General features: G+C 61.9%; 26 protein-coding genes. 22 read left to right on the forward strand and 4 right to left on the reverse strand.

Annotation, left to right across the window (positions count from 1 at the left end; genetic code table 11):
• Window positions 1-148 precede the first annotated feature (148 nt).
• A complete protein-coding gene (gene fliS / locus AVME950_RS23980) occupies window positions 149-574 on the forward strand; it encodes a flagellar export chaperone FliS (protein ID WP_284431706.1) in 426 nt (141 codons plus the stop codon).
• 2 nt (window positions 575-576) lie between these two features.
• Window positions 577-876: a flagellar protein FliT gene (locus AVME950_RS23985; protein ID WP_092745692.1), complete on the forward strand. Its 300-nt coding sequence runs from the start codon at window positions 577-579 to the stop codon at window positions 874-876.
• 318 nt (window positions 877-1194) lie between these two features.
• Here the strand turns inward: AVME950_RS23985 and fliE are convergent, their stop codons facing one another.
• On the reverse strand, window positions 1195-1503 hold the full coding sequence (gene fliE / locus AVME950_RS23990; RefSeq protein ID WP_272565395.1) for a flagellar hook-basal body complex protein FliE: 309 nt from the start codon (window positions 1501-1503) through the stop codon (window positions 1195-1197).
• Window positions 1504-1674: 171 nt separating this feature from the next.
• Here fliE and fliF point away from each other — a divergent pair, with 171 nt between their 5' ends.
• The 13 genes from fliF (at window position 1675) to fliR (ending at window position 12905) form a co-directional block, all read left to right on the forward strand.
• A complete protein-coding gene (gene fliF, locus AVME950_RS23995) occupies window positions 1675-3357 on the forward strand; it encodes a flagellar basal-body MS-ring/collar protein FliF (protein WP_284402654.1) in 1683 nt (560 codons plus the stop codon).
• A 51-nt stretch (window positions 3358-3408) separates the two neighbouring features.
• Window positions 3409-4404, forward strand: a complete 996-nt coding sequence (gene fliG / locus AVME950_RS24000; protein ID WP_272565391.1) for a flagellar motor switch protein FliG — start codon at window positions 3409-3411, stop codon at window positions 4402-4404.
• Window positions 4388-5116, forward strand: a complete 729-nt coding sequence (locus tag AVME950_RS24005; RefSeq protein WP_284414736.1) for a FliH/SctL family protein — start codon at window positions 4388-4390, stop codon at window positions 5114-5116. The genes fliG and AVME950_RS24005 overlap by 17 nt, the downstream gene beginning before the upstream one ends.
• A gap of 85 nt (window positions 5117-5201) precedes the next feature.
• Entirely contained in the window at window positions 5202-6560 is a 1359-nt protein-coding gene (gene fliI / locus AVME950_RS24010; protein WP_284402669.1) for a flagellar protein export ATPase FliI, read from the forward strand.
• Between the two features lie 21 nt (window positions 6561-6581).
• Window positions 6582-7055: a flagellar export protein FliJ gene (gene fliJ, locus AVME950_RS24015; protein WP_284414737.1), complete on the forward strand. Its 474-nt coding sequence runs from the start codon at window positions 6582-6584 to the stop codon at window positions 7053-7055.
• Between the two features lie 2 nt (window positions 7056-7057).
• A complete protein-coding gene (locus AVME950_RS24020) occupies window positions 7058-8452 on the forward strand; it encodes a flagellar hook-length control protein FliK (RefSeq protein WP_284431707.1) in 1395 nt (464 codons plus the stop codon).
• 248 nt (window positions 8453-8700) lie between these two features.
• Window positions 8701-9282: a flagellar basal body-associated FliL family protein gene (locus AVME950_RS24025; protein ID WP_272565383.1), complete on the forward strand. Its 582-nt coding sequence runs from the start codon at window positions 8701-8703 to the stop codon at window positions 9280-9282.
• 18 nt (window positions 9283-9300) lie between these two features.
• A complete protein-coding gene (gene fliM / locus AVME950_RS24030; RefSeq protein ID WP_272565382.1) occupies window positions 9301-10305 on the forward strand; it encodes a flagellar motor switch protein FliM in 1005 nt (334 codons plus the stop codon).
• Window positions 10295-10732, forward strand: a complete 438-nt coding sequence (gene fliN / locus AVME950_RS24035; protein WP_284407477.1) for a flagellar motor switch protein FliN — start codon at window positions 10295-10297, stop codon at window positions 10730-10732. Before fliM ends, fliN begins: the two co-directional genes overlap by 11 nt.
• 13 nt (window positions 10733-10745) lie before the next feature.
• Window positions 10746-11105 carry a FliO/MopB family protein gene (locus tag AVME950_RS24040; RefSeq protein ID WP_284431717.1) on the forward strand — a complete coding sequence of 120 codons (360 nt, stop codon included), beginning with the start codon at window positions 10746-10748 and terminating at the stop codon, window positions 11103-11105.
• Window positions 11098-11859 carry a flagellar type III secretion system pore protein FliP gene (gene fliP / locus AVME950_RS24045; RefSeq protein ID WP_284431708.1) on the forward strand — a complete coding sequence of 254 codons (762 nt, stop codon included), beginning with the start codon at window positions 11098-11100 and terminating at the stop codon, window positions 11857-11859. Before AVME950_RS24040 ends, fliP begins: the two co-directional genes overlap by 8 nt.
• A 9-nt stretch (window positions 11860-11868) precedes the next feature.
• A complete protein-coding gene (gene fliQ / locus AVME950_RS24050) occupies window positions 11869-12138 on the forward strand; it encodes a flagellar biosynthesis protein FliQ (protein ID WP_272565375.1) in 270 nt (89 codons plus the stop codon).
• The gene (fliR, locus tag AVME950_RS24055) at window positions 12135-12905 is read left to right on the forward strand and encodes a flagellar biosynthetic protein FliR (RefSeq protein ID WP_272565373.1); all 771 of its coding nucleotides are present in this window, start codon (window positions 12135-12137) and stop codon (window positions 12903-12905) included. Before fliQ ends, fliR begins: the two co-directional genes overlap by 4 nt.
• A 12-nt stretch (window positions 12906-12917) precedes the next feature.
• On the opposite strand, the gene AVME950_RS24060 is transcribed toward fliR, so the two are convergent.
• Together AVME950_RS24060 and AVME950_RS24065 are read right to left on the reverse strand one after the other, a co-directional pair.
• Window positions 12918-13547, reverse strand: a complete 630-nt coding sequence (locus AVME950_RS24060; protein WP_284431709.1) for a response regulator — start codon at window positions 13545-13547, stop codon at window positions 12918-12920.
• The gene (locus AVME950_RS24065; protein WP_372588183.1) at window positions 13544-14662 is read right to left on the reverse strand and encodes a hybrid sensor histidine kinase/response regulator; all 1119 of its coding nucleotides are present in this window, start codon (window positions 14660-14662) and stop codon (window positions 13544-13546) included. The genes AVME950_RS24060 and AVME950_RS24065 overlap by 4 nt, the downstream gene beginning before the upstream one ends.
• Window positions 14663-14828: 166 nt before the next feature.
• Between AVME950_RS24065 and AVME950_RS24070 the strand changes: the two genes are divergently transcribed.
• From AVME950_RS24070 to AVME950_RS24100, 7 genes are all read left to right on the forward strand, one after another.
• The gene (locus AVME950_RS24070; RefSeq protein WP_272565370.1) at window positions 14829-15275 is read left to right on the forward strand and encodes a hypothetical protein; all 447 of its coding nucleotides are present in this window, start codon (window positions 14829-14831) and stop codon (window positions 15273-15275) included.
• Between the two features lie 51 nt (window positions 15276-15326).
• Window positions 15327-15689, forward strand: a complete 363-nt coding sequence (locus AVME950_RS24075; RefSeq protein ID WP_092745705.1) for a response regulator — start codon at window positions 15327-15329, stop codon at window positions 15687-15689.
• Window positions 15690-15728: 39 nt separating this feature from the next.
• Window positions 15729-17888: a chemotaxis protein CheW gene (locus tag AVME950_RS24080; protein ID WP_284431711.1), complete on the forward strand. Its 2160-nt coding sequence runs from the start codon at window positions 15729-15731 to the stop codon at window positions 17886-17888.
• Between the two features lie 31 nt (window positions 17889-17919).
• On the forward strand, window positions 17920-18411 hold the full coding sequence (locus tag AVME950_RS24085) for a chemotaxis protein CheW (RefSeq protein ID WP_284431712.1): 492 nt from the start codon (window positions 17920-17922) through the stop codon (window positions 18409-18411).
• A gap of 99 nt (window positions 18412-18510) precedes the next feature.
• The gene (locus AVME950_RS24090; RefSeq protein WP_284431713.1) at window positions 18511-19401 is read left to right on the forward strand and encodes a CheR family methyltransferase; all 891 of its coding nucleotides are present in this window, start codon (window positions 18511-18513) and stop codon (window positions 19399-19401) included.
• 25 nt (window positions 19402-19426) lie between these two features.
• The gene (gene cheD, locus AVME950_RS24095) at window positions 19427-20188 is read left to right on the forward strand and encodes a chemoreceptor glutamine deamidase CheD (RefSeq protein WP_284431714.1); all 762 of its coding nucleotides are present in this window, start codon (window positions 19427-19429) and stop codon (window positions 20186-20188) included.
• 23 nt (window positions 20189-20211) lie between these two features.
• Window positions 20212-21324, forward strand: coding sequence for a protein-glutamate methylesterase/protein-glutamine glutaminase (locus AVME950_RS24100; protein ID WP_284431715.1), 1113 nt, complete (start codon window positions 20212-20214; stop codon window positions 21322-21324).
• Between the two features lie 26 nt (window positions 21325-21350).
• On the opposite strand, the gene AVME950_RS24105 is transcribed toward AVME950_RS24100, so the two are convergent.
• Entirely contained in the window at window positions 21351-23240 is a 1890-nt protein-coding gene (locus tag AVME950_RS24105; RefSeq protein ID WP_284431716.1) for an ATP-binding cassette domain-containing protein, read from the reverse strand.
• Between the last annotated feature and the right edge of the window lie 190 nt (window positions 23241-23430).

The raw sequence follows: 23430 nt of genomic DNA on the forward strand, positions 1-23430 counted from the left end.
CGGCCACCCGCCCCCGCGCGGGCTGGCCTGAACCCTGGATAAATCACCGCTGCGCCACTCTGTCAGAACGCCAAAACACCTCGTAAATGTCCTTGAGTTCCTTCTTGATCTGCCGATATTGAATGTAAGTAGCATGAAGGAGTTCTCGATGTACACGCCAGTCAGTTCCCGCGCCGCCTCGGTCTATCGGCAGGTCGGTGTGCAATCCAGTGTGGATGGCGCCTCGCCCCATCAATTGATCCAGATGTTGTTCGATGGCCTGGTGCAATCGCTCAACGCCGCCCGTGGCTCCATGCAGCGCGGCGACGTGGAAGAAAAGGGCCGCCACCTGGGCAAGGCCGTGCGCATCATCGAAGAAGGCCTCAAGGGCGGCCTCAACCCTGTGCAGGGTGGTGAGCTGGCTGCGAATCTCCGTGCGCTGTATGACTACTGCGTGGGCCGGCTCACCATGGCCAACCTGCGCAACGACGTCACCCTGGTGGAAGAAGTGGTCAACCTGATCGTGCCGGTGGCGCAGGGTTGGGGCGAGATCGGTGCCGGCGGCCGTCCTTCGGCCTCCGGTGGGAGAAACTAAGAATGTCTGAAATGCTCATCGATTACTACAAAGCCATCGAAGACAGCAGTGCCAAGATGTTGGAGGCTGCCAAGCTCAAGGATTGGGACGGCGTGGTTCGCTATGAAGGCGCCTGCGCGGTGCTCATCGAGCAACTGCGATTCAAGGCCCAGGAGCACGATCTGTTGCCGGAGCACCGCCGGGAAAAGACGCGCATCATGCAGCGCATCCTGAGCAACGATGCCCAGATCCGCTGCCTGGCGGAACCCTGGCTGTCGCAGTTCGAGCATTTGCTGGAGCGCCAGCCGCAGATGATGCATTGAGGAGGGGTGGGGCCCGCGCTTCGCCGGGCTGTCTGCCCGGCCAGTGCCTCCCGGCGCCACCGCGCAGCGCAGCGCAACGAACGGCAAGCCGGCATGCCTGACGCGCAGTGCGCCTTCGGCCGTGTTGTTTTCAGGATCGCCGCCGCCGAGAGGGTTTGATGTGGGCGGTGCAGGGAATCGAAAGCCCATGCGGCGCGGATGTATCAGCCGCAGCGGTGCAAGGTATTACCAGTCAAATGGCCTTCCAGTGCAATAAACACTAGGGCATTAAGCTATAAAAATAATAGCAAATGATGGGTTGGATGTTGCGGGCTGGCGTCAAACCTGCATGTTCATGATGTCGGTGTAGGCCTGAACCATGCGGTTGCGCACGTGCAGCGTGGCCTGAAAGCCGATCTGGGCCTTCTGGATCGCCACCATGGTTTCTTCCAGGCTGACGGCCGGATTTTCCATCTGCACTTCCTTTTGCAGGTCGGCCGCCCGGTTCTGGGAGGCGCTGACCGACTGCAGCGCGCCCTTGAGCGCCGAGGAAAACCCCACTTCCTGCGAGTCCTGCGGTGCCGCGGCACGGCGCGCAAGGCCGGCGCCTGCAAGTGGCGTGGTGGGGCTTGATATGCGGAGGTCCATGGCTGTGTCCGAAGGAATGGCGGGATGGTGCAATCCTAGGGGGCCGGCGCCGCGCCATCCTGGGGAATAGATGGTGAAACGACGGCCTTATCTCGGCTACGTCGGCAAGGGGCTCGTCCAATAATCGCCCCACGCCAACCCTCTGCCGGGTCGGACCTTTTGGAAAGCACCATGTCCGCAGTTGCTGAAGTCCCTGTCATCAGTCCCGCCAACCCCTCGTGGATGCAGCGGTTTTCCGCGCTCGAACGGGGCCAGCGGATGCGCCTGGGTGCAGGCATGGTCTTGCTGATCGCTGCCGTGGTCGCCGCGGTGGTCTTCAGCCGCCAGCCGGACTACCGGGTGCTGTTCGCCAACCTGAGCGACAAGGATGGCGGTGCCATCGTGGCCCAGCTGTCCACGATGAACGTGCCCTACAAATATGCCGAGGGCGGCGGCGCCATCCTGATTCCGGCCGAGCGCGTGCACGACGTGCGCCTGCGCCTGGCCACCCAGGGCTTGCCCAAGGGCTCGGTGACGGGCTTCGAGCTGATGGAGACGAACCGGTTCGGCGTCACCCAGTTCCAGGAGCGGCTGAACTTCCAGCGCGGCCTGGAGGGCGAGCTGACCCGCTCGATCCAGGCGCTGTCTTCGGTGCAAAGTGCACGCGTGCATCTGGCACTGCCCAACCAGAACGGGTTCTTCCGCGAGCAGCAAAAGCCTTCCGCGTCGGTGCTGCTGAGCCTGTTCCCCGGCCGTTTCCTGGACCGCACGCAACTGGCCGGGATCGTGCATCTGGTGGCCTCCAGCGTGCCGGAGCTGTCGCCCTCCGCCGTGAGCGTGCTGGACGACACCGGCAAGCTGCTGTCGCAGTCCCCCGACACGGCCGCCGGTTCGGGCGTGGACGCACAGCAGCTGAGCTACGTGCAGCAGATCGAGCAGCAGTACACGCGCCGCATCCTGGACATCCTGGAGCCGGTGGTGGGCAAGAACAACGTCAAGGCGCAGGTCACGGCTGAGGTCGATTTCAGCCAGACCGAATCCACCTCCGAGCAGCACCGCCCCAACCAGACGCCCGACGCCAGCGCCGTGCGCAGCCAGCAGGTCGTGGAAAGCGCCGGCACCCAGGGCGCCCAGCCGCCCAGCGGCGTGCCCGGCGCCACCAGCAACCAGCCGCCCCAGCCTTCGACCGCGCCCATCAACGGCGCCAACCCCGCACCGACGGCCGCCGGTCAGCAGGGCGCGCAGGGCACGGGCAGCAAGCGCGAATCCATCACCAACTACGAAGTGGACAAGACCGTCCGCGTGACGCGCGGCGGCAGCGGCGCCCTCAAGCGTGTGAGCGCGGCGGTGGTGGTGAATTACCAGGCCGTGGCGGAAGCCGCGGGCAAGGCGCCCACCAACAAGGCCCTGTCGCCCGAGCAACTGGAGCAGATGACGGCACTGGTGCGCGAAACCATCGGCTTCAACAAGGAGCGTGGCGACTCGGTGAACCTCATGAACACGCCGTTCCTGGTCGATTCCACGCCCGTGGTGGACCTGCCGCTGTGGAAGCAGCCCGAGATGATCGAGCTGGCCAAGAGCCTGGGCTGGCCCGTGGGCATGTCCCTGTTCGCGGCCATGGTACTGCTCGGCCTGGTGCGCCCCGCCATCAAGGGCATGGGCAAGCCCCGGGCGATTCCGGTGGCCCAGGGCGGCCAACTCGACGCCATCGAGGCGGAAGAGCCGCAGCGCCCGGCGCTGGCCGCGCCGTCCAAGCCCGAGGAGGTCGCCCAGACGCCCGAGCAGCTGCGCCTGGAGGAGGCCCGTGTGCTGGCCAAGGAGAACCCGATGGCCGTGGCGAATATCCTCAAGACGTGGGTCAACGGCGAGTCGTGACGCGGCGCCGTGCGATGATTTCCCACCGACGCATGAAACCACGAGCTTTCCATGGATGACCAAGGCCTGAACGATGCTGCGATTTTGCTGATGTCCCTCGGCGAAGAGGAAGCCGCCGAGGTCTTCAAGCATCTGTCGCCGAAGGAAGTGCAGAAACTGGGCGAGACCATCGCCCGCATGCGCTCGGTTTCGCGCGAGAAGGTCGATTCGGTCATCAACCGCTTCTCCGGCGATGCCGCGGCGCAGAGCCTGCTGGTGTCCGACACCAGCAACTACGTGCGCTCGGTGCTCAAGCGCGCGCTGGGCGACGACAAGGCCGCGTTGCTGATCGACCGGATTCTCCAGGGCGGCGACGTTTCCGGCATCGAAAGCCTGAAGTGGATGGACCCGCTGTCGGTGGCCGAACTGCTGCGCAACGAGCACCCGCAGATCGTCGCTGCCATCCTGGTGCACCTGGATTCCGAGCAGGCCGCTGCCGTGCTGATGCAGCTCACCGACCGCCAGCGCAGCGAGGTGCTGCTGCGCGTGGCCACACTGGAGGGCATCCAGCCCACTGCGCTCAAGGACCTCAACGAGGTGCTGTTCAAGGTGCTGGCGGGTGGCGACAAGATCCGCAAGAGTTCGCTGGGCGGCGTCAAGGCAGCGGCCGAGATCATCAACTTGCTGGGCTCCAACATGGACAGCGTGGTGCTGGAGTCGATCCGGGGCTACGACCCCGACCTGGCCCAGAAGATCATGGACAAGATGTTCGTCTTCGACGACGTGGCCAAGCTCGACGACCGTGCGATTCAGACCGTGCTCAAGGAAGTGGCGTCCGAAACGCTCATCGTGGCGCTCAAGGGCGCCGTGCCCGAGCTGCGCGAGAAATTCCTGGCCAACATGTCATCGCGCGCCGCCGAGGCCATGCGCGAAGACCTGGAGTCGCGTGGCCCGATGCGGCTGTCCGAAGTCGAGGCCCAGCAAAAGGAAATCCTCAAGACCGTTCGCCGCCTGTCGGATGAAGGCCAGATCGTGATCGGAGGCGGCGGTGATGACGCATTCGTATAACCCGCGCAGCTACACGCGGTTCATCCCCAGCGAAGAGGTCGGGGAGGTGACGCAGTGGCAGTTCGGCGCCGTGGACGGATCGGACCTGCTGCCCCCGGCGCCAGAGCCCGAACCGGAGCCCCTGCCAGTCGTCTTTGACGAGGCCACGCACCTGAGCGCCCTGGAAGCAGCGCGGCAGGAGGGCTTCGAGCAGGGCCAAGCCCATGGCGAGGAAAAGGCCGGGCTGGAATGGCAGCAGCGCATGGACGACTACATCGCCGGCCAGGGACAGGAGGTCGCGCAGCGGATGGACCAGGTGGTGCAGGCGGCCCAGGCCAGCCTCGTCCACATGCAGCAGCATGTCGCGCAGGAAGTGCTGCAGCTGGCCTGCGACATTGCTCGCCAGGTGATCCGCCAGGAACTGTCGAGCCAGCCGCAGGCCTTGCTGCCCGTGGTGCGCGAAGCCCTGGGCATGCTGATCGCCGAAGGCCGCCCGGCCACGGTGCGCATGAATCCCGCCGACTGGGAGGTGCTTGAAAAACCGCTGGGCGAAGCCTATGCGGGGGCCAAAGTGCAGTGGCTGCCCGATGCGGCCGTGGCCGCAGGCGATTGCTTCGTGGAGTCGGCCGGGACGGTGATCGATGGCTCGCTGGGCCGGCGCTGGGAGCGTGCGATCGCCGCGCTGGGCCTGGCGTCCGCCTGGGATGCCGAAGGGGAGAAGGCCCATGGCTGACACCCTCCCTGAAACTTCGCTGTTGCCGGATGCACCCGCTGGGGCCGATGTCCAGAGCCCGGCGGACACGGCCTGGGGCCGTTTCATGGCGGATGCGCGGGCCCGCGTCGCGCAGGGCGCGCCCCTGGAAACCCGCGGCACGCTCACCCGATTGACGGGGCTGGTGCTGGAGGCCGTTGGCATCCGCGTGCCCGTGGGGTCGCAGTGCATGGTGCAGATGCCTGGCCACGAGCCGGTGCTGGCGGAGGTCGTCGGGTTCTCGGCCGACCGCGCTTTCCTGATGCCGGCGGGTGACATCCACGGGCTGTCCAGCGGGGCCAGCGTGGTGCCTGCGGCGGCATATGTGCCCCAGCCGAGGCTGGGCGAGGACGCCCGGCCATCGCCGGCCGCCGGCGTGCTGCGGCTGCCGATGGGTGACGGGCTGCTGGGACGCGTGATCGATTCCCAGGGCATTCCGCTGGACCATGGCGGTGCCGTGGTCAACGTGAATTCCGAGCCCATGGATCGGCGCCAGATCAACGCCATGGACCGCGATCCCGTGCGCGAGACCCTGGACACGGGCGTGCGTGCCATCAACGCCCTGCTCACCGTGGGGCGCGGCCAGCGCCTGGGGCTGTTCGCCGGCTCCGGCGTGGGCAAGAGCGTGCTGCTGGGGATGATGGCGCGTTACACGCAGGCCGATGTGATCGTCGTCGGCCTGATTGGCGAACGTGGCCGCGAGGTCAAGGAATTCGTGGAAGACATCCTCGGAGAGGAAGACCGGGGTCGCGCCGTCGTGGTGGCGGCGCCGGCCGATGCGCCGCCGCTGCTGCGCATGCAGGGCGCCGCGTACGCCACGGCGATTGCGGAGCACTTTCGCGACAAGGGCAAGCACGTGCTGCTGCTGATGGATTCGCTTACCCGCTATGCCATGGCGCAGCGCGAGATCGCGCTGGCCATCGGCGAGCCGCCCGCCACCAAGGGTTACCCGCCCAGCTGCTTTGCCAAGCTGCCGGCTCTGGTGGAGCGCAGCGGCAACGGATTGCACGGGGTGGGCTCCATCACGGCCTTCTACACAGTGCTGTCCGAAGGCGATGACCAGCAGGACCCGATCGCCGATGCGGCGCGCGCCATTTTGGACGGGCACATCGTGCTGTCCCGCGCGCTGGCGGAAACGGGGCACTTTCCGGCCATCGACATCGAGCAGTCGGCCTCGCGCGTGATGCACAACGTGGTGTCGCGGGAGCATTTTGAACTGGCCCGGCGGTTCCGCGCGGTGTATTCGCGCTACCAGAAGAGCCGTGACCTGATCCAGGTGGGCGCCTACATGAGCGGCTCCGACCCGGCGCTGGACGAAGCCATCCGGCTGCAGCCCGCCATGGCGGACTTTTTGCAGCAGAACATGTTCGAAGCGGCGCCCATGGGCGAAAGCCTGGGCTTCATGGGCGCGGTGCTCAACCATTGATGGGCCAGGGGTGAACCGACCATGTCTTCGCTGAATGCTTTTCTGGTGGCCGTCGAAATGGCCGAGCGCAAGCGCGACGAGGCACGGCAGGTGCTTCAGGACGCGCAGCGCGCCCGCCAGGCATCGCAGGCCCAACTGCAGCAACTGGAAGGCTACGCGCTGGAAACCCAGGGACGCTGGGGGGCGCAGGCCGACACCACCGTCAAGCCCGAAGTCATGTACCACCACTACCAGTTCATGGACCGGCTCGCCCATGCGGTCGGCCTGCAGACCGGGGTGGTGGGCGATCAGGCCGGGCGCGTGGAACATGCCACCCGTGCCGTGCTGGCGGCCGAGTTGCGGCTGTCGGCATTGAGGAAAGTGGTCGAGAAACGGCGCCGCGAGATGGACAAGCTTCAGGCGCGTCGCGATCAGAAGCAAACCGATGAGCGCGCTGCGCTGCAATTCGGCAAGGAAAACGCAACCCAGGGCCAGCAGGGGCCGAAGGAGTGGTGAACATGGAACCGACACGCATCAACAGCTCGCACACGACCCACGAGACGCGCGGCGCGCGTGCCGCCGGCAAGGCCGGCGCGGCGCAGGATGCTACGCAGCAGGCCGCGGGGCAGGGTGGCTTCTCCCTGCTGCTGGCCGCCATGGATACCACTGCATTCGGGGATGGCACCGCAGGGGCCCTGCCGGCCGATCCAAGCGCGGCCCAGGCCACCTGGCTGCAGGCCGGCGAAGCCGGTGCACTGCCGTTGGACCCTGCCGCACTGGCGGCGCTGCAGGGGGGGCAATTTCCTACCCAGCTGCCCCAAGGCCAGGGGCAGATCCTGGCACAGGCTGGTGCGCAGCAGGGCATGCTGGGCCAACCGCTGGGCCGGGTGTTGGGCGACAACGCTGGAACGGGCGCCTGGGCCAATGGATTCAACGGCCTGATGGACTCGGGCAGCCTGGTCGGACAGACGGCCTGGATGGACCGTGCAACGGATCTGTCCGATGCGGCTGCACCGGTGGTCCCTGGCAGCACGCCTCATAAGGGCCTGCAGGCGCGCCTTTCGGCGGCTGCGGGTTCCTCCGCTGCCGGTTTGGGCGTGGACCCATCCGCGGCAGGAACGGGTGCTGCCGGCCTGCGCAATGCGCTGGGCAAGGAAGACAGGAAGCCGGCTTCGGCAGAGATGCCTGGCGCATTGACCGCAGCGGTCGCTGCCTTGGCGCCGGACCGACGCGATGGAGCGGGCGCCGCCGGGGGGCCGGCATTGGCGCGGGCACCGCAGGATGCCCTGGGTGCGGCTGTGCCGGTCGCTGGCGCGCTGGCCGAAGCGGTGGCGTTGCGCTCTTCGGAGCGTGGCATGGAGTCCGGGGCCTCCGATGGGCAATCGTCACGGGGTGGCGCTTCCGGAGCGGAGTCCGGAATGGGCTTTTCCCTGAGCGACGCGCCGGTGGCCAACGATGGCTCAGGTGTGCTGGCCGACCCATCCCAGGTGGGGGTGGAGGACCAGATCGCCGAACAGGTCGCCTACTGGGTGCACCAGAAAACACAGAACGCCGAACTCACCATCGATCGTGAAGGCCAGCCCGTGGAGGTCATGGTGTCGCTGTCGGGCAATGAAGCGCATGTCACGTTCCGCAGTGACCAAGCCAACACCCGCGAATGGCTGGACTCCAGCGCGGCGCAACTGCGGGATCTGTTGCGCAGCGAGGGGCTGGAGTTGTCCGGTGTCACCGTGGGGCAGTCGGGTAGCGACGGTGCAGGGGCTTCGGGCAGCGACGGCCGCCGCCCCGCTTCGGACCGCGACGGACCGGCACGGCACGCCCAGGTGCAGGCCGCCGTCGGCGTGGGCTCGGGAGCGGGCGTGGCCGTGAAGAGCCCTTCGGGTTCCGCCCGCGCGCTGGACGTCTTTGCCTGAACGCGAGCCGGCCCAGGCGCACCGGGCCGAAGAATGGCCGCGGGCGGCATGCCCGGGTGGGCCGACATCCCGCATCGGTTCTGGACGAAGCGCCGCCCTAGGAGGCTGAAAGCCATGGTTTTGGGCTTTTATTCTGGCTATTATCGAAAGCCGGGACGCCCAATAATGGGACATCGAATGAGGTGTGCCGCCTGTGCGGCCCTCGCTGTGCCGCCCTGTCCTGAATTTGTTGCGCAAGGAATCCCAACGTGTCTGCCAATCCTGCCGCCGCAGCGCCACCCAAGGCCAAGAGCAAGAAGATGCTCATCATCGGTGTGGTCGTTGCCCTGCTGGTCATCGCTGGTGCAGGCGCGGCCTGGTTCATCATGAGCAGCCGCAGCCACGCCGAAGACGAAGAGGGCGCGGAGGCCCGCCCCCACGCTCCGGCAGCGCCCAAGGTGGCACCCACCTTCCTGCCCATCGACAACATGGTCGTGAACTTGGCTGATACCGGTGGAGAGCGATTCGCCCAGATCGGTCTCACGCTGGAACTGGCCGATGCGAAAACGGCAGAGCAGGTCAAGCTCTACCTGCCGAGCATCCGCAGCGCTATCCTGATGCTGGTGTCGCAGCGCACCTCCGAGGAGTTGCTGGGCCGCGAAGGCAAGGAAAAACTGGCGACCGACATCCGGCGCGAAGTCTCCAAGCCCTTGGGATACACGGTGCCCAAGCCCCGCAAGCGCCCCGCCAGCCAGGAGGTGGAGGACGAAGAAGAGGCACCACGTGCCAAGCCTGCCGCTGATACGAATCCTGTGCGGCAAGTCCTTTTCTCCAGTTTCATCATCCAGTGACGGCGACAGGAGACTGCCATGAGTGATTCATTTCTGTCGCAGGAAGAGGTCGATGCCCTTTTGGAGGGTGTCACGGGTGAGAGCCAGAAGTCGGTCGAGGAAGTGGCCGAGACCGGAGCGGTCCGCAATTACGACATCTCCAGCCAGGAGCGCATCGTGCGCGGCCGGATGCCGACGATGGAAATCGTCAACGAGCGGTTCGCGCGCAACTTCCGCATCGGCCTGTTCAATTTCATCCGGCGCAGCCCGGAAATCTCGGTGGGCACGGTGTCGGTGCAGCGTTACAGCGCTTTCCTGCGCGAGCTGGCGGTGCCGACCAACTTCAACATCGTTGCCATCCGTCCGCTGCGTGGCAGCGGGCTGATCGTGTGCGAGCCGTCCCTGGTGTTCGGCATCATCGACACGCTGTATGGCGGCGTGGGCAAGTTCCAGACCCGCATCGAAGGGCGGGACTTTTCTCCGACCGAGCAGCGGGTCATCAACCGCCTGGTCGATGTGATCTGCGCCGAGTACAAAAAGGCATGGCACGGCATCTATCCGCTCGAACTGGAGTACCAGCGGTCGGAAATGCAGCCACAGTTCGCCAACATCGCGACCCCCAGCGAAATCGTGGTCTCCACGGCGTTCCAGCTGGAGATCGGGGACCTGTCCGGCGCGATTCATATCTGCATGCCCTATGCGACGCTGGAGCCCATCCGCGATGTGCTGTATTCGTCCACGCAGGGCGACTCCATCGAAGTGGACCGCCGGTGGGTGCGTGTGCTCACGCGGGAAATCCAGGCCGCAGAGGTGACGCTGGTGGCGGAACTGGCCAAGGCCGATGCCACGGTGGAGCAGTTGCTGGCCATGAAGCCCGGCGATTTCATCGAACTCGACCGCGAACCCCGTATCCGTGCCTCCATCGGAGGCGTGCCCATTTTTGAGTGCCAGTACGGCACGCACAACGCGAAATACGCCATCCGGATCGAGGAATGCCTGCGCAATTCCGATCTGAGCTGGCTGGGAGAAAAGAATGTCAACTGAAGGCGACAACGACAACAAGGACGCCAGCGCGGACGATCCGTTTGCCGGCTGGGCCGAGGCGCTGGAAGAGCAAAAGCGCACGGACGAGCCTGCTGCGGACCAGGGCGGCCCCCTGGCTGGCGACCCGGTGCGGCCTTTCTCGGCCAACTCGGACTCTCCGGTCAACGACATCAACATGGTGCTGGACATTCCGGTGCAGCTGTCGGTGGAGCTGGGCCGAACCAAGGTGCCGATCAAGTACATCCTCCAGCTGGCGCAAGGCTCGGTGGTCGAACTGGACGCGTTGGCCGGCGAGCCCATGGACGTGCTGGTCAATGGCTATCTCATCGCCCAGGGCGAGGTGGTGGTGGTGAACGACAAGTTCGGTATCCGCCTGACCGATGTGGTCACGCCGTCGGAACGCCTGCGAAGGGTCAGCCGTGGATAGCGCGGGCGGCAACATGACGCAGACGCTGGTCATCGTCGTACTCTTCGTGGCGGCCATTGCCACGCTGCCCTGGTGGATCCGCCGCATGCAGCAACGCCAGGGTGGCGGGCCGGGAGTGGCGGCGAGCGCCGCGTCCAAGGTGGTCTCCACCGTGGGTATCGGGCCGCAGCAGCGCGTGATCACGGTGGAAGTGGGGCCGGAGCACCAGCGGACCTGGCTGGTCCTGGGGGTCACGGCGCAGCAGATCCGGTGCCTGCATGTGATCGACCCTTCCGTGTCTGCCGGAGCGCCCCGGGGCGCGATTCCTGCGCCGTCCTTTGCCGATGAGGTGGCCGCAGCCAGGTTGCGGGGGCAAGAGGCGCCCCATGGCTGATCGCCGTCGCGCCTGGAGCGGGTGGGCGTTGGCGGTTGCCGCCACGGTTTTCGCTCCGGCGGCACTTGCACAAGCGGCACCGGGTTCGTTGCCCGTGCTGGTCGGTTCGGGCAACGCGGGCGCGAGCTTTTCGGTGCCCATTCAGACGCTGCTGTTCTTCACGGCCCTGTCATTTTTGCCGGCAGTGCTGCTCATGATGACGGGCTTCACCCGTATCGTGATCGTGCTGTCACTGCTGCGCCAGGCCATCGGCACCCAATCGGCACCGCCGAACCAGGTGATCGTGGGCCTGTCGCTGTTTCTCACGTTCTTCGTGATGGGACCCACCTTTGATCGCGTGTACCAGGACGCCTACGTGCCCTATACGTCGAACACCATCACGTTCGAGCAGGCGCTGGAGAAGGCGGAGGCCCCCATGCGCGGCTTCATGCTCAAGCAGACGCGCCAGTCCGACTTCGCACTGTTCGCCCGCCTGGCCAAGCTCGATGCAGGGGCCACGGCGGAAACCGCGCCCCTTCGCGTACTGGTGCCGGCATTCGTGACCAGCGAGCTCAAATCGGCGTTCCAGATCGGGTTCATGATCTTCATACCGTTCCTGGTCATCGACATGGTGGTTTCCAGCATCCTGATGTCCCTGGGCATGATGATGCTGTCGCCCGTGCTGGTCGCATTGCCGTTCAAGCTCATGCTGTTCGTGCTGGCGGACGGCTGGAATCTGCTGATCGGTTCCCTGGCCGCCAGTTTCGCCACCTGAGGAGCCCGCATGACCTCGCAAATGGTTTTGACGATGGGGCGAGACGCCCTGACCTTGCTGCTGATGATTTCGATGCCGGTGCTGGGCGTGGTCATGGTGGTGGGTCTGCTCGTCAGCATCTTTCAGGCGGTGACGCAGATCAATGAGGCCACGCTCGCCTTCGTGCCCAAGCTGATTGCTGCCATGGTGGTGTTCGCCATCGCCGGCCCCTGGATGATCACTTCGCTCGTGGACTTCATCCGCAGAACCATCGAATCCATTCCGTCGGTCGTGTCGTGATCACGTTTTCAGAGGCCCAACTGGTGGCTTGGCTGTCGCCGATCCTGTGGCCTTTCCTGCGCATCCTGGCCATGTTCATGGTGGCGCCAGTATTCTCCATGCGCGTGATTCCGATGCGGGCCAAGATCGGGCTGGCCTTCCTCATTTCGGTTTGCGCGCAGGCCGCTCTACCGGATCAGCCCATCATCAACATCAACGGGCGCGAGGCACTGGGTGCCGTGGCCCAGCAACTGGCCGTGGGGGCCGCCATTGGCTTTGCGGTGCGCCTCGTATTTACGGCGGTGGAACTGGCGGGCGAGGTGATCGGACTGCAGATGGGTCTCAACTTCGCATCGTTCTTCGATCCCTCCAGCAACACGCAGGTAAGTGCCGTGGCCCGGTTTTTCGGGCACATGGCCATGCTGCTCTTCGTTGTCATCAATGGCCACCTGATGGTGCTGATGGCGGTGGTCAAGAGCTTCGACAGCTTTCCTGTGAATGGCCATTTCATGCAGGCCCTGGGCCAGTTGCGATTGCATGATCTGGGTGCTTCGCTCTTTTCCAGCGCCCTGTGGATCGCCTTGCCCATGATTGCCCTGTTGCTGTTCGTGAACATGGCCATGGGCATCATCTCGCGCGTGGCGCCGCAGATGAACATCTATGCGGTGGGCTTTCCCGTGACGCTGACCGTGGGCCTTCTGGGCATCGCGGCGACCCTGCCCATGCTCGAGCAGCCCGTCATGGCGTTGATGCAGCAATCCATCGATCTTTTCGCTTCACAGCGGTAGACGGCCTGGCATTCAGACCAGCTGGTTTCGAATGGCGTACACCGTCAGTTCCGCGTTGTTGGTGAGCTTGAGTTTTTCCAACACGCGAGACCGGTAGACACTGACCGTTTTCGGGCTCAGCATCAGTTCTTCCGCGATGTCCGACAGGCGCCTTCCGGACGCTATCTTGACCAGGGTCTGCAATTCCCTCTCCGACAACGCTTCGTGGGGCAACTCGGGACTCGGCTGCGCCAGGCTGTCCGCCAGCATCTGCGCCACTTCCGGGGTGAGGTACTTGCGGCCTTTCATCACGGTGCGCACGGCTTCGATCAACTCCACGGGATCGCCCGCTTTGTTGGCATAGCCCTGTGCGCCCGCTCGCAAGCACCGCAGCGCATACTGGTCCTCGGGATACATCGATACAACCAGTACCTTGACGGCGGAGTCCGTCTCGCGCAGGCTGGCGAGCACCTCCAGGCCACTGCGGCCGGGCATGTTCAGATCAAGCAGCAGCACGTCGCAGGGCGCGGTGCGCAATACCTCCCTCAGTTCGGAGTAGCCGCCGGCCTCGCCGGTCACCTGAATGTCCGGTGCTTCCGAGAGCGTGTCACGGATGCCCCGCCGCAGGACCGCATGGTCATCACACAGTACGACCTGGATCATGGTGCCTCCTCTGAAATATTTTGGGGTGTCAGCGGCACCGACAGGATGACGGCGGTTCCGCGGCCGGGATGGCTGCTGATGTCGAGCCATCCTCCCACGGTGCGCGCTCGCTCTTGAAGGCCCTTGAGACCGAATGATTTGGGCTTCTCCCGCATGGCGGGCTCCATGCCTCGGCCGTCGTCGGTGACTTCCAGTGTCAGCACGCCCTCACTGTCCGACAGGTCGACAGAGACATGCCGTGCTTCGGCATATTTGAAGACATTGGTCAGGGCTTCCTGTGCCGCGCGGTAAGCCACCAGCTGAATGGCTGCGTCCACGTGGATTGTGTCCTTGTTGGTAAGAACCCGGGTGGGAATACCAGTGCGCCGCTCGAAACTTTCCGCCAGCCATTGCACTGCAGCCACCAAGCCCTGGTCCAGGATGGGGGGGCGCAGGTTCATCATGATGCGCTGACTTGCCTCAATGGCGTGCTGCAGCATCTCGGTGGCGGCCGCCGCGTGGGCCTGGGTCCCGTCGTCCTTGGCATGCCGGCTGATCCAGCCCACATCGAAGCGAACGGCACTCAGTGCACCACCAATGTCATCGTGGATCTCGCGGGCAATCGCGGCCCGTTCTTTTTCGATCGAGCTTTGCAGATGCTCGGTGAGTTCTGCCAGCCGCCTTTCGGACGCAGCCAGATCCGCCGTGGCTTTCTCCCTCGCGCGCCGAGCCTCGTGCACTTCGATGGCGCGGTCAATGACATGCGGCAACCTCGCCATGTCGTCTTTGAGAAGGTAGTCCGCAATGCCCAGCCGCATTGCATCCACGGCCGCTGCCTCGCCGATGGCGCCAGACAGCAAAACGAAGGGCGGGTGGGGCTCCCGCTGTGCCACCACACTCCAAGCGTCCAGCGCAGTGAAGCCAGGCAGGCGGTAGTCCGCAAGGATCAGATTGAAAGGCTCTGCATCGAGTTGCGCTATGAACGATGGCAGTGTGTCCACGTGGTGGATTTCATACACCACGTTGGCGCGGCGCAACGTAATGCAAGCCAACTCATGATCCGCTACAGAATCTTCTAAATGCAGGATGCGCAAGGGTTGATCCGTTACTCCTGATGGCATGGGGAACGCTATCATAGGATACATATTGGAACAAACAAGGGTGTTTGTCCCGTGCGGCGGTGATCGAGGAAAGTCGAGAGAATGGTTTGCATGGGACGTCTTTGCCAGTGGATTCCGCCACCAGCGTCTTGCCGAATTGGAATTTGTTTGCCCTGCAGCCGCTTGCAGTTCTGGAGAAACGATGCAATCTACGCTAACTAGCCCTGGCGGCCCAGGGGTTCAAGTGCCAGTCATGGTTGCTGCAGAATTGCAAGACTCCTTGTTGGTCGTCATGCATGATCTGCACCGACTGGAAGGCCTGCTCAGCCATGCGACCGACAATCTGCTGGCACGCTTCGGCGAAGCCAACGGTGCGTTGACCGACGATGTGGTTGGCGATTCGGCGGAACTCGCCGCGCTGCGGACAGCATTGCGCAGTGCCGTCACTGAGCTGCAATTTCAGGACATGGCCTCCCAGCTGATTTGGCACACCACAAAGGTGCTCCAAGGATGCGCTTTCCGTCTGGCCTCCGAAGCCATGGGCACCGAAGAGGGCGAAGAAGCCGCGCCCTTCGCTGAAATGGCCCCCGACCGTCCCAATCCTGTCACGCAGAGCGAAATGGATGCAGGATCAATCGACCTGTTCTGAGCACGCGCCCGTAATTGGTTACCTTATATATTCAAGTGAGTGGAGCCCTACATGCAATCGATTCTTGCCGTTGATGATTCACCGTCCATGCGAAAGATGGTGTCCTTCACCCTGACCGGGGCGGGGTACCACGTGGTGGAAGCGGTCGACGGGCAAGACGCGCTCGAAAAGGCCGAAACCCACGATATCCATCTGGTGCTGGCCGACCAGAATATGCCGAGGCTCGATGGAATCGGCTTGACCCGCAAGCTGCGTGAGCACCCCCGGTTCAAGACCATACCCATTCTGATCCTCACCACCGAGTCAAGCGATCAGATGAAGCAGGCGGGACGTTCCGCTGGCGCCACAGGCTGGTTGGTCAAACCTTTCGATCCGAACCGCTTGATCGAAGTGATTCAAAAAGTCATTCGCTAACGCCATCGCGCGCAGATAACCTAAGTACTGGAGCCCCTAATGGCGGATACCTATCAAGAAGGCGCGGGCGGTGGCGCGGACTTCGATCTCAGTCAGTTCTATCAGATCTTCTTCGAAGAGGCAGGAGAGAACCTGGACCAGATGGAGCACATGCTCCTGGACCTGGATCTGAGTGCGGCCAATGACGAAGAATTGAACGGTATTTTCCGTTGCGCGCATTCCATCAAGGGAGGGGCTGCAACCTTCGGATTCTCCGATGTTGCAGAGCTGACCCACCAAATGGAATCGCTGCTGGATCGCTTGCGGCGCCATGAATTGCAGCCCATTCCCCAAATGGTGGATGTGCTGCTGGAGTCTGCCGATGCGTCCCGCAGTCTGCTGGCCAGGCATCAGGCGGGAGGACAAGGCGAAGCCGTATCCACTGCAGAACTGGTTCGCCGAATCAGTGAATTGGCTGCCGGCAATGTTCCTGCCGAACCTGTGGCGGCCGTGGCGCCTCCCCCCCCGCCGCCAGCGCCGGCTCCTGTGCCTGCGCCAGCTCCAGTCACGCCTGTCCCATCCATTCCCGCTGCGGCAGCCTCACCGGGCAGCGCGCGCTCTCTCGAGATCCGTATCGGTCCGCTGGAGCGTTTGGAACAGGCTGACGCGATCAAGGAATTGTTCCGCGATATTCCCGGCCTCGGTTCCATTCGTGACTTTCCTTCTGAAGAGCAGGGTGTCCGGCTGTTCGCGGTCGAGACGACTTCCACCAACGACGACCTGCTGGATCTGTTCGCCTTCCATGTGTCGAAAGACCAGGTCAGGATCGGTGTAGAAGACGGTTCGGCCAGTGTGGAAGCTGATCCGGAAGCAGCCCTGCTGCAAGCGGGCGAGGTGTCCACGGAAGCACCCTATGGATTCTTCAACGGTTCCCCTGGTATGCCGAGCGATCGGACGGAGGTGGCCGTTGCAAATGTGTCGGATGCCCCGTCTGCCAAGCAGCCTGCAGCCGCAGCCCGCGCTGCGGAGCCCAAGGCGGTCAGCCAAGCGCAGATGGAGTCCACCACCATTCGTGTAGCAGTGAACAAGGTTGACCAGTTGATCAATCTGGTCGGCGAATTGGTGATCACCCAGGCCATGTTGGCGCAGAACAGCCGCGGCCTTGATGCGGGGGCCTATCAACAGTTGCTGGCGGGGTTGGCCGATCTGGATCGCAACACACGGGATTTGCAAGAGTCCGTGATGTCGATCCGCATGATTCCCATGTCGATCGTGTTCAGCCGCTTTCCTCGGATGCTCAGGGACTTGGCCAACAAGCTGGGCAAGAAAGTCGAGATGGTCACCTTGGGTGAAGCCACCGAACTGGACAAGAGCCTGGTCGAAAAAATCACCGACCCATTGACGCATTTGGTTCGGAACAGCTGTGACCATGGCATTGAAATGCCTGCTGACCGGCTTGCTGCAGGGAAGTCCGAGCATGGAACGATCACGTTGTCCGCCTCGCATCAAGGCGGCTCCATCGTGATTGAAGTGCGCGATGATGGTCGAGGTCTTTCTCGCGAGAAAATCATGCGAAAAGCCAGAGAGCGGGGGCTGGATGTCTCTGACCAGATGACCGATGCGGATGTGTGGGGACTGATTTTCGCGCCAGGCTTCTCCACTGCTGATGAAGTGACCGACGTCTCGGGGCGCGGGGTCGGTATGGATGTGGTAAAGCGGAATATCGCTGCACTCAACGGGTCGGTGGAAATCGATTCTGCCGAAGGGTATGGCATGCGCGTGTCCGTGCGGTTACCGCTGACACTGGCGATCATGGATGGCATGTCCGTAGGGGTGGGTGAAGAGGTCTACATCCTTCCGCTGTCTTCTGTCGTGGAGTCGTTCCAGGTCAATCCCGACGATGTCAATACAGTTGCGCAAGGATCTCAGTTGGTCAAGGTGCGGGATGAATACATGCCCGTCATTGCCCTGGAGAAAACATTTCAAGTCCCCCGCCTGGACCAAAGCAAATCCAGCAACATCATGGTGGTTGTCGAGGCAGATGGCAGCCGGGTTGCATTGTTGGTGGATGAGTTGCTCGGTCAACACCAAGTCGTTGTGAAGAACCTGGAAACCAACTATCGCAAAGTGCCCAATGTTTCCGGCGCCACCATTCTCGGGGACGGAACTGTGGCACTCATCCTGGACACAGGTGCTTTGGTGCGGCGCGCTCGCCACTGAGCCCGCGACCCGTTGATATAAGGAGAGCCCTATGGCTGGAGTGATGGAAAAAACCAATGAAGCGGCTGTCTCTGGCGCCCGGGAGTATTTGACTTTCCGGCTGGATCAAGAGGAGTATGGGATCGACATCCTGAAGGTGCAGGAGATCCGCGGCTATGAGCCGCCGACACGCATTGCCAATGCGCCAGACTTCATCAAGGGCGTGACAAATCTGCGCGGCACAATCGTTCCCATCGTTGACATGCGGCTGAAGTTCAGCTGTTCCAAAGCGGAATACAACAGTTTCACGGTGGTCATCATCCTGAATCTGCGTAACCGGGTTGTCGGGATCGTGGTGGACTCGGTGAGTGACGTCATGGAACTGAATTCCGATCAGATACGCGTTGCTCCGGAGGTGGAAAGCACCATCGACACCAACTGCATCGTCGGCCTGGGCTCGGTGGGTGAGCGCATGCTCATCCTGTTGGACATCGAGAAACTCATGGCTAGCATGGACATGGGTTTGGTCTCCGCCAACGAGTGAGACCGACATCTCGCAGCCACGCAACGGTTTAGGAATCGATGTGGCTGCATCTGTAACCACTGGCCTGTGGACCACCGACCTCTCGAAGTGAAAAGCAACATGCGCCAGACCTCCAGTCATCCCCCTTCTGCGCGAGGCGTGGCGGAATCACCAGCGGTTTCGCCTACATCGGGGCCTTTGGCCCAAGGGAGAGAATTCGTCTGGACCAACGCAGATTTTTCACGTGTCCAAGCGCTCATTTATCAGCGAGCTGGCATCAGCTTGCACGATGGCAAACATGCAATGGTCTACAGCCGCTTGTCGCGGCGGTTGCGCGATACCGGGCATACAAGCTTTCACGAATATCTGAGCTGGCTGGAAACCCATGATGGCCCAGAGTGGCAGGAGTTCGTGAATGCGCTCACGACCAATCTGACTGCGTTCTTCCGGGAGCAGCACCACTTTGAGATTCTGGCCAATCTCCTGCGCACACGGCCTGCTGGCCCGTGGAGTGTGTGGTGCAACGCTGCATCCACCGGGGAAGAACCATATTCCATCGTGATGACAGCCATGGAGTCGTTGAGCAGTAACGGCTCGTTCAAATTAACGGCCAGCGATATCGATTCCCGGGTGTTGGCTACGGCAGCCGAGGGGGTGTACCGCCTGGACAGCGTGAAAGGGTTGAGTCCTGAACGCCTTCAACGATTCTTCTTGCGGGGCAAGGCCTCAAATGCCGGGTTTGCACGTGCAAAACCTGAGTTGCGCCGAAGCATCGATTTCCTGAGCGTGAATCTCATCCGCGACGACTGGCCTTTTCGGGAGCCGTTCGATGTCGTTTTTTGCCGTAATGTCATGATCTATTTCGATGCGCCCACTCAGCGCAAGGTTCTGGAGCGCATCCATCGCGTATTGAAACCGGGCGGCATGCTGTTTGTCGGGCATGCTGAAAACTTCAGCGAGTCCCGTGACCTTTTCACTTTGCGCGGCAAGACCGTGTATGAGCGCCGTTGACCGATAGTCTTCCGCAAGAGTCCACATGACCAATACCCGCCCTGGCTTTCCCCCTCCGTCTGGCGCACCTCCGTCCGCCTATGGTGGAACAGTAGAGCGGCGTCGTGCGCCGCGAATTGCGCCGCTCAGTGCCGATATTTACACTGGCGCTCCGGCCGCCGCCGCGAGGCAATCAACGTTGCCAGAGCTGAAGGCGCAGGCCCGTCGTCCGGGAGAGGCCTCATTTTTCTTTTTTGATCATCATTTTCAGCACAATGCGGTCAAAGTGCTCCCCGGGGAGTATTTCGTCTCGGATGAAAATCTGGTGATCATGACCGTGCTCGGCTCATGCATTGCAGCTTGCCTGTGGGACAGCCGCAGCCGCGTCGGCGGTATGAATCACTTCATGTTGCCCGATGGCGATTCGTCCGATGTATCCGGCCGCTATGGCTCGTATGCCATGGAGTTGCTGATCAACGAAATGCTGAAACTTGGAGCTCGCCGGGAAAGCATGCAGGCCAAGATATTTGGTGGGGCGCAGGTGATGCATAACTTCACCACGATGAATGTGGGGGAGCGCAACACCAACTTTGTGCTCAACTATCTCCAGACAGAGCGAATCCCGATTGTTTCGGAAGATGTGCTCGATATCTATCCTCGCAAGGTCGTTTTCTTTCCGGTGACAGGAAAAGCGATGGTGAAGCGGCTCGCCCATGCGCATCCAGAGACACTGGTGGAGCAGGAAGTTCGCGGCAACGCTGCGACGGTTGCCAAAGCGACCGCAGGTGGATCAGTGGACCTCTTTTGAGAAATGAACAAGGACATGAGGGAATGAGCAGGAAGATCCGGGTGATCGTTGTGGATGATTCGGCGTTGGTGCGCAGTCTTTTGGCCGAAATCATCAATCGCCAGCGGGACATGGAGTGCATTGGAACCGCCAACGATCCTCTGATTGCGCGCGAAATGATTCGCGAAATGAACCCCGATGTCATTACCCTAGACGTCGAGATGCCGCGCATGGACGGGATTGATTTTCTAGGGCGACTGATGCGACTTCGGCCCATGCCCGTGGTGATGATTTCCACGCTCACGGAGCGAGGGGCTGAAGTCACTATGAAGGCGCTCGAACTGGGAGCGGTTGACTTCGTTGCCAAACCCCGGGTCGGCCTTTCCAGTGGTCTGAATGAATTGGCGACCCAGATCGTTGAGAAGATTCGGGTGGCCGCTGTCGCACAGGTCCGAAGAGCGCCGGTGCAGAGCCCAACCCGTTCGCACTCTCCAGCAACTGGTTCTGTAGATGGGGCACATGCTCCGACGCATACGACCACATTGCTGGGCCGTTTGTCGACGGAAAAGCTGATTTGCATCGGTGCATCCACTGGTGGAACAGAGGCTATTCGCGAAGTGCTGATGCAGATGCCTGCAGACTCGCCCGCGATCGTGATCACACAGCACATGCCTCCAGGTTTCACCACAAGCTTCGCAGCCAGACTCAACGGCTTGTGCCAGATCACAGTGAAAGAAGCAACCAATGGAGAACGTATCTTGCCCGGTCATGCCTACATAGCGCCGGGAGGAAAGCAGTTTCATATCGCCCGCAGCGGAGCCAACTATGTGGCCGTGGTGGACGATGGTCCTCCCGTCAATCGGCACAAGCCTTCGGTGGAGGTTCTGTTCAAGTCGGCTGCCGGGGTCGCGGGGCGCAATGTTTTCGGCATCATGCTGACCGGCATGGGAAATGATGGCGCCGCCGCGATGCGCGAGATGAAGGATGCTGGCAGTTACAACTATGTGCAGGACGAGGCAAGTTGCATCGTTTTCGGTATGCCACGGGAAGCCATTGCACATGGCGCTGCAGATGAGGTTTTGCCTTTGACGCAGATTGCACCGGCTTTGATCGCTAAGCTGCGTGGCGCAACCGATCGATTGCACCATCGCATCTAGGTATCGGTGCGTAAGAGGACAGGGAGTTAGGACGACAAAGCGCTCCAGCGCTCCAGCGCAATCATCAGCTGATTTTCGATCTCTCCCTCCCTTGCATGGAGGGCGGCCGCTCGTGCACCATCTTTGGCATATAAGGAACCGTCAGCCAGTGCTGACTGGATTGACTGTTGCTCTGTCTCTAGTGTTGCAATTTGATTTGGGAGCTGTTCAAGTTCCCGTTGCTCTTTGTAGCTCAACTTCTTCTTGGGAAGATGTGCTGGCTTTTCCTCTAAATCCACCTTGTCATTTCGCTCAGTTGCCGCCTTGGAGGGTGGCAAAGACGTGGGATTGAGCTGCCTACTGCGTCGGGACTGGATCAGCCAGTCTTGAACACTGCCTTCGTACTCACGCCAGAGCCCGTTTCCTTCATATGCAATGGTGCTGGTCACCACATTGTCAAGGAAGGTCCGATCGTGGCTTACGAGGAAGACGGTGCCGTCATACGTCTGAAGTAGTTCCTCCAGAAGATCCAGCGTGTCAATATCTAAGTCATTCGTTGGCTCGTCGAGCACCAGCACATTGGCAGGACGGGCGAAGAGGCGGGCCAAAAGCAGTCGGTTGCGCTCTCCTCCCGAAAGTGAGCGGACGGGTGAGTGAGCCCTGGCAGGGGAAAAAAGGAAATCGCTGAGGTAACTTTTGACATGCTTGCGTTGCTTGCCAATCTCGATCCATTCGCTGCCAGGGCTGATGAAGTCTTCAAGGGTCGCGTCGAGGTTGATCGCATGTCGCATCTGATCAAAGTACGCTACCTGCAGATTGCTTCCGCGCCGAACGGTGCCCTCATCTTGAGCCAGCTCACCTAGGATGAGCTTGAGCAAAGTGGTTTTTCCTGCGCCATTGGGGCCAATCAAGCCCACTTTGTCGCCACGGAGGATCGTTCCAGAAAAACCGTTGACAATGACTTTGCCTCCGAAAGATTTGCTGACGTCAGACAACTCCGCAACGATCTTGCCTTGATAGCCATTTTGGGCACCGGAGGCAATATCCATCTTGACGCTGCCTAGGACCTCTCTCCGAGCACTGCGGTCAGCCCTGAGGGCCTCAAGGCGTCCGATGCGGCTTTGACTGCGAGTTCTTCGGGCTTCAACACCCTTGCGTACCCAAATTTCCTCTTGAGCGAGCAACTTGTCGGCCTTGGCCGAGACGACGGCCTCCTGGGCAAGCTGCTCACCCTTCTGAAGCACGTACTGGGCGAAGTTTCCCGGATACGATCGGAGTTGCCCTCGATCGAGTTCCACAATCCGTGTGGCCACTCTGTCCAGGAATGAACGATCGTGGGTGATCGTGATGACGCTGCCTTTAAAATCAATCAATAAATCTTCTAGCCATTCAATGGAGTCCAGATCGAGGTGATTGGTCGGCTCGTCCAGTAGCAGAACATCCGGTCTTGCCACCAACGCCTGTGCAAGGGCGACTCGTTTTTTCGTACCGCCAGACAGAGTGCCTACGATCGAGTGGGGGTCTAGCCTAAGTCGCTGCAAGGTTTCTTCGACCCGCTGCTCCCAGTTCCAAGCGTCGTACGCCTCGATCTGCGACTGCAGCGCATTGAGGTCCAATCCTGGCTCGCCAGAGAGGTAAAGATCTCTTATCTCTGCTACTTCGCGCAGCCCTTCTGAGGCCGCAGCGAAAACACTGGCCTCCATCTCTAAGGCCGGCTCCTGAGCTACGTAGGCGATTCGAATTCCCTGTTGGATTTGTAAGGAGCCATCATCGGGCTTGGCAAGACTGCCCAAGATTTTCAATAGCGATGACTTTCCTGCTCCGTTACGCCCTATCAGTCCGACGCGTTCGCTGGCTTCCAGGGAAAATCCAGCGTGATCTAGCAGTGCAACATGACCGAAAGCCAGTTGGGCGTTAATTAAGGTGAGAAGTGCCATATCGACGGAATTATCCGGCTTCGCGCTCACGGAAGCGCAAGACAGCTGCGACAAGGCACGTTGCAATTTTTTGTCATCTTTCTCCTACGGGGGTGAGGAAAGTGGTCTATACTTGCGGGCTTGGCAGGTGAGACGGATGACTGAGTTGTTCGGAGAGTCTGACAAGAAAGGTTGGTTTTGAGTTGTGACC

The organism is Acidovorax sp. SUPP950, assembly GCF_030158935.1.
Taxonomy (GTDB): domain Bacteria; phylum Pseudomonadota; class Gammaproteobacteria; order Burkholderiales; family Burkholderiaceae_C; genus Paracidovorax.

Coding starts and splice junctions, on each gene's coding strand:
- fliS (WP_284431706.1), top strand. CDS start 149: ATGTACACGCCAGTCAGTTCCCGCGCCGCCTCGGTCTATCGGCAGGTC.
- AVME950_RS23985 (WP_092745692.1), top strand. CDS start 577: ATGTCTGAAATGCTCATCGATTACTACAAAGCCATCGAAGACAGCAGT.
- fliE (WP_272565395.1), bottom strand. CDS start 1,503: ATGGACCTCCGCATATCAAGCCCCACCACGCCACTTGCAGGCGCCGGC.
- fliF (WP_284402654.1), top strand. CDS start 1,675: ATGTCCGCAGTTGCTGAAGTCCCTGTCATCAGTCCCGCCAACCCCTCG.
- fliG (WP_272565391.1), top strand. CDS start 3,409: ATGGATGACCAAGGCCTGAACGATGCTGCGATTTTGCTGATGTCCCTC.
- AVME950_RS24005 (WP_284414736.1), top strand. CDS start 4,388: ATGACGCATTCGTATAACCCGCGCAGCTACACGCGGTTCATCCCCAGC.
- fliI (WP_284402669.1), top strand. CDS start 5,202: ATGGCGGATGCGCGGGCCCGCGTCGCGCAGGGCGCGCCCCTGGAAACC.
- fliJ (WP_284414737.1), top strand. CDS start 6,582: ATGTCTTCGCTGAATGCTTTTCTGGTGGCCGTCGAAATGGCCGAGCGC.
- AVME950_RS24020 (WP_284431707.1), top strand. CDS start 7,058: ATGGAACCGACACGCATCAACAGCTCGCACACGACCCACGAGACGCGC.
- fliM (WP_272565382.1), top strand. CDS start 9,301: ATGAGTGATTCATTTCTGTCGCAGGAAGAGGTCGATGCCCTTTTGGAG.
- fliN (WP_284407477.1), top strand. CDS start 10,295: ATGTCAACTGAAGGCGACAACGACAACAAGGACGCCAGCGCGGACGAT.
- AVME950_RS24040 (WP_284431717.1), top strand. CDS start 10,746: ATGACGCAGACGCTGGTCATCGTCGTACTCTTCGTGGCGGCCATTGCC.
- fliP (WP_284431708.1), top strand. CDS start 11,098: ATGGCTGATCGCCGTCGCGCCTGGAGCGGGTGGGCGTTGGCGGTTGCC.
- fliQ (WP_272565375.1), top strand. CDS start 11,869: ATGACCTCGCAAATGGTTTTGACGATGGGGCGAGACGCCCTGACCTTG.
- AVME950_RS24060 (WP_284431709.1), bottom strand. CDS start 13,547: ATGATCCAGGTCGTACTGTGTGATGACCATGCGGTCCTGCGGCGGGGC.
- AVME950_RS24065 (WP_372588183.1), bottom strand. CDS start 14,662: ATGATAGCGTTCCCCATGCCATCAGGAGTAACGGATCAACCCTTGCGC.
- AVME950_RS24070 (WP_272565370.1), top strand. CDS start 14,829: ATGCAATCTACGCTAACTAGCCCTGGCGGCCCAGGGGTTCAAGTGCCA.
- AVME950_RS24075 (WP_092745705.1), top strand. CDS start 15,327: ATGCAATCGATTCTTGCCGTTGATGATTCACCGTCCATGCGAAAGATG.
- AVME950_RS24080 (WP_284431711.1), top strand. CDS start 15,729: ATGGCGGATACCTATCAAGAAGGCGCGGGCGGTGGCGCGGACTTCGAT.
- AVME950_RS24085 (WP_284431712.1), top strand. CDS start 17,920: ATGGCTGGAGTGATGGAAAAAACCAATGAAGCGGCTGTCTCTGGCGCC.
- AVME950_RS24090 (WP_284431713.1), top strand. CDS start 18,511: ATGCGCCAGACCTCCAGTCATCCCCCTTCTGCGCGAGGCGTGGCGGAA.
- cheD (WP_284431714.1), top strand. CDS start 19,427: ATGACCAATACCCGCCCTGGCTTTCCCCCTCCGTCTGGCGCACCTCCG.
- AVME950_RS24100 (WP_284431715.1), top strand. CDS start 20,212: ATGAGCAGGAAGATCCGGGTGATCGTTGTGGATGATTCGGCGTTGGTG.
- AVME950_RS24105 (WP_284431716.1), bottom strand. CDS start 23,240: ATGGCACTTCTCACCTTAATTAACGCCCAACTGGCTTTCGGTCATGTT.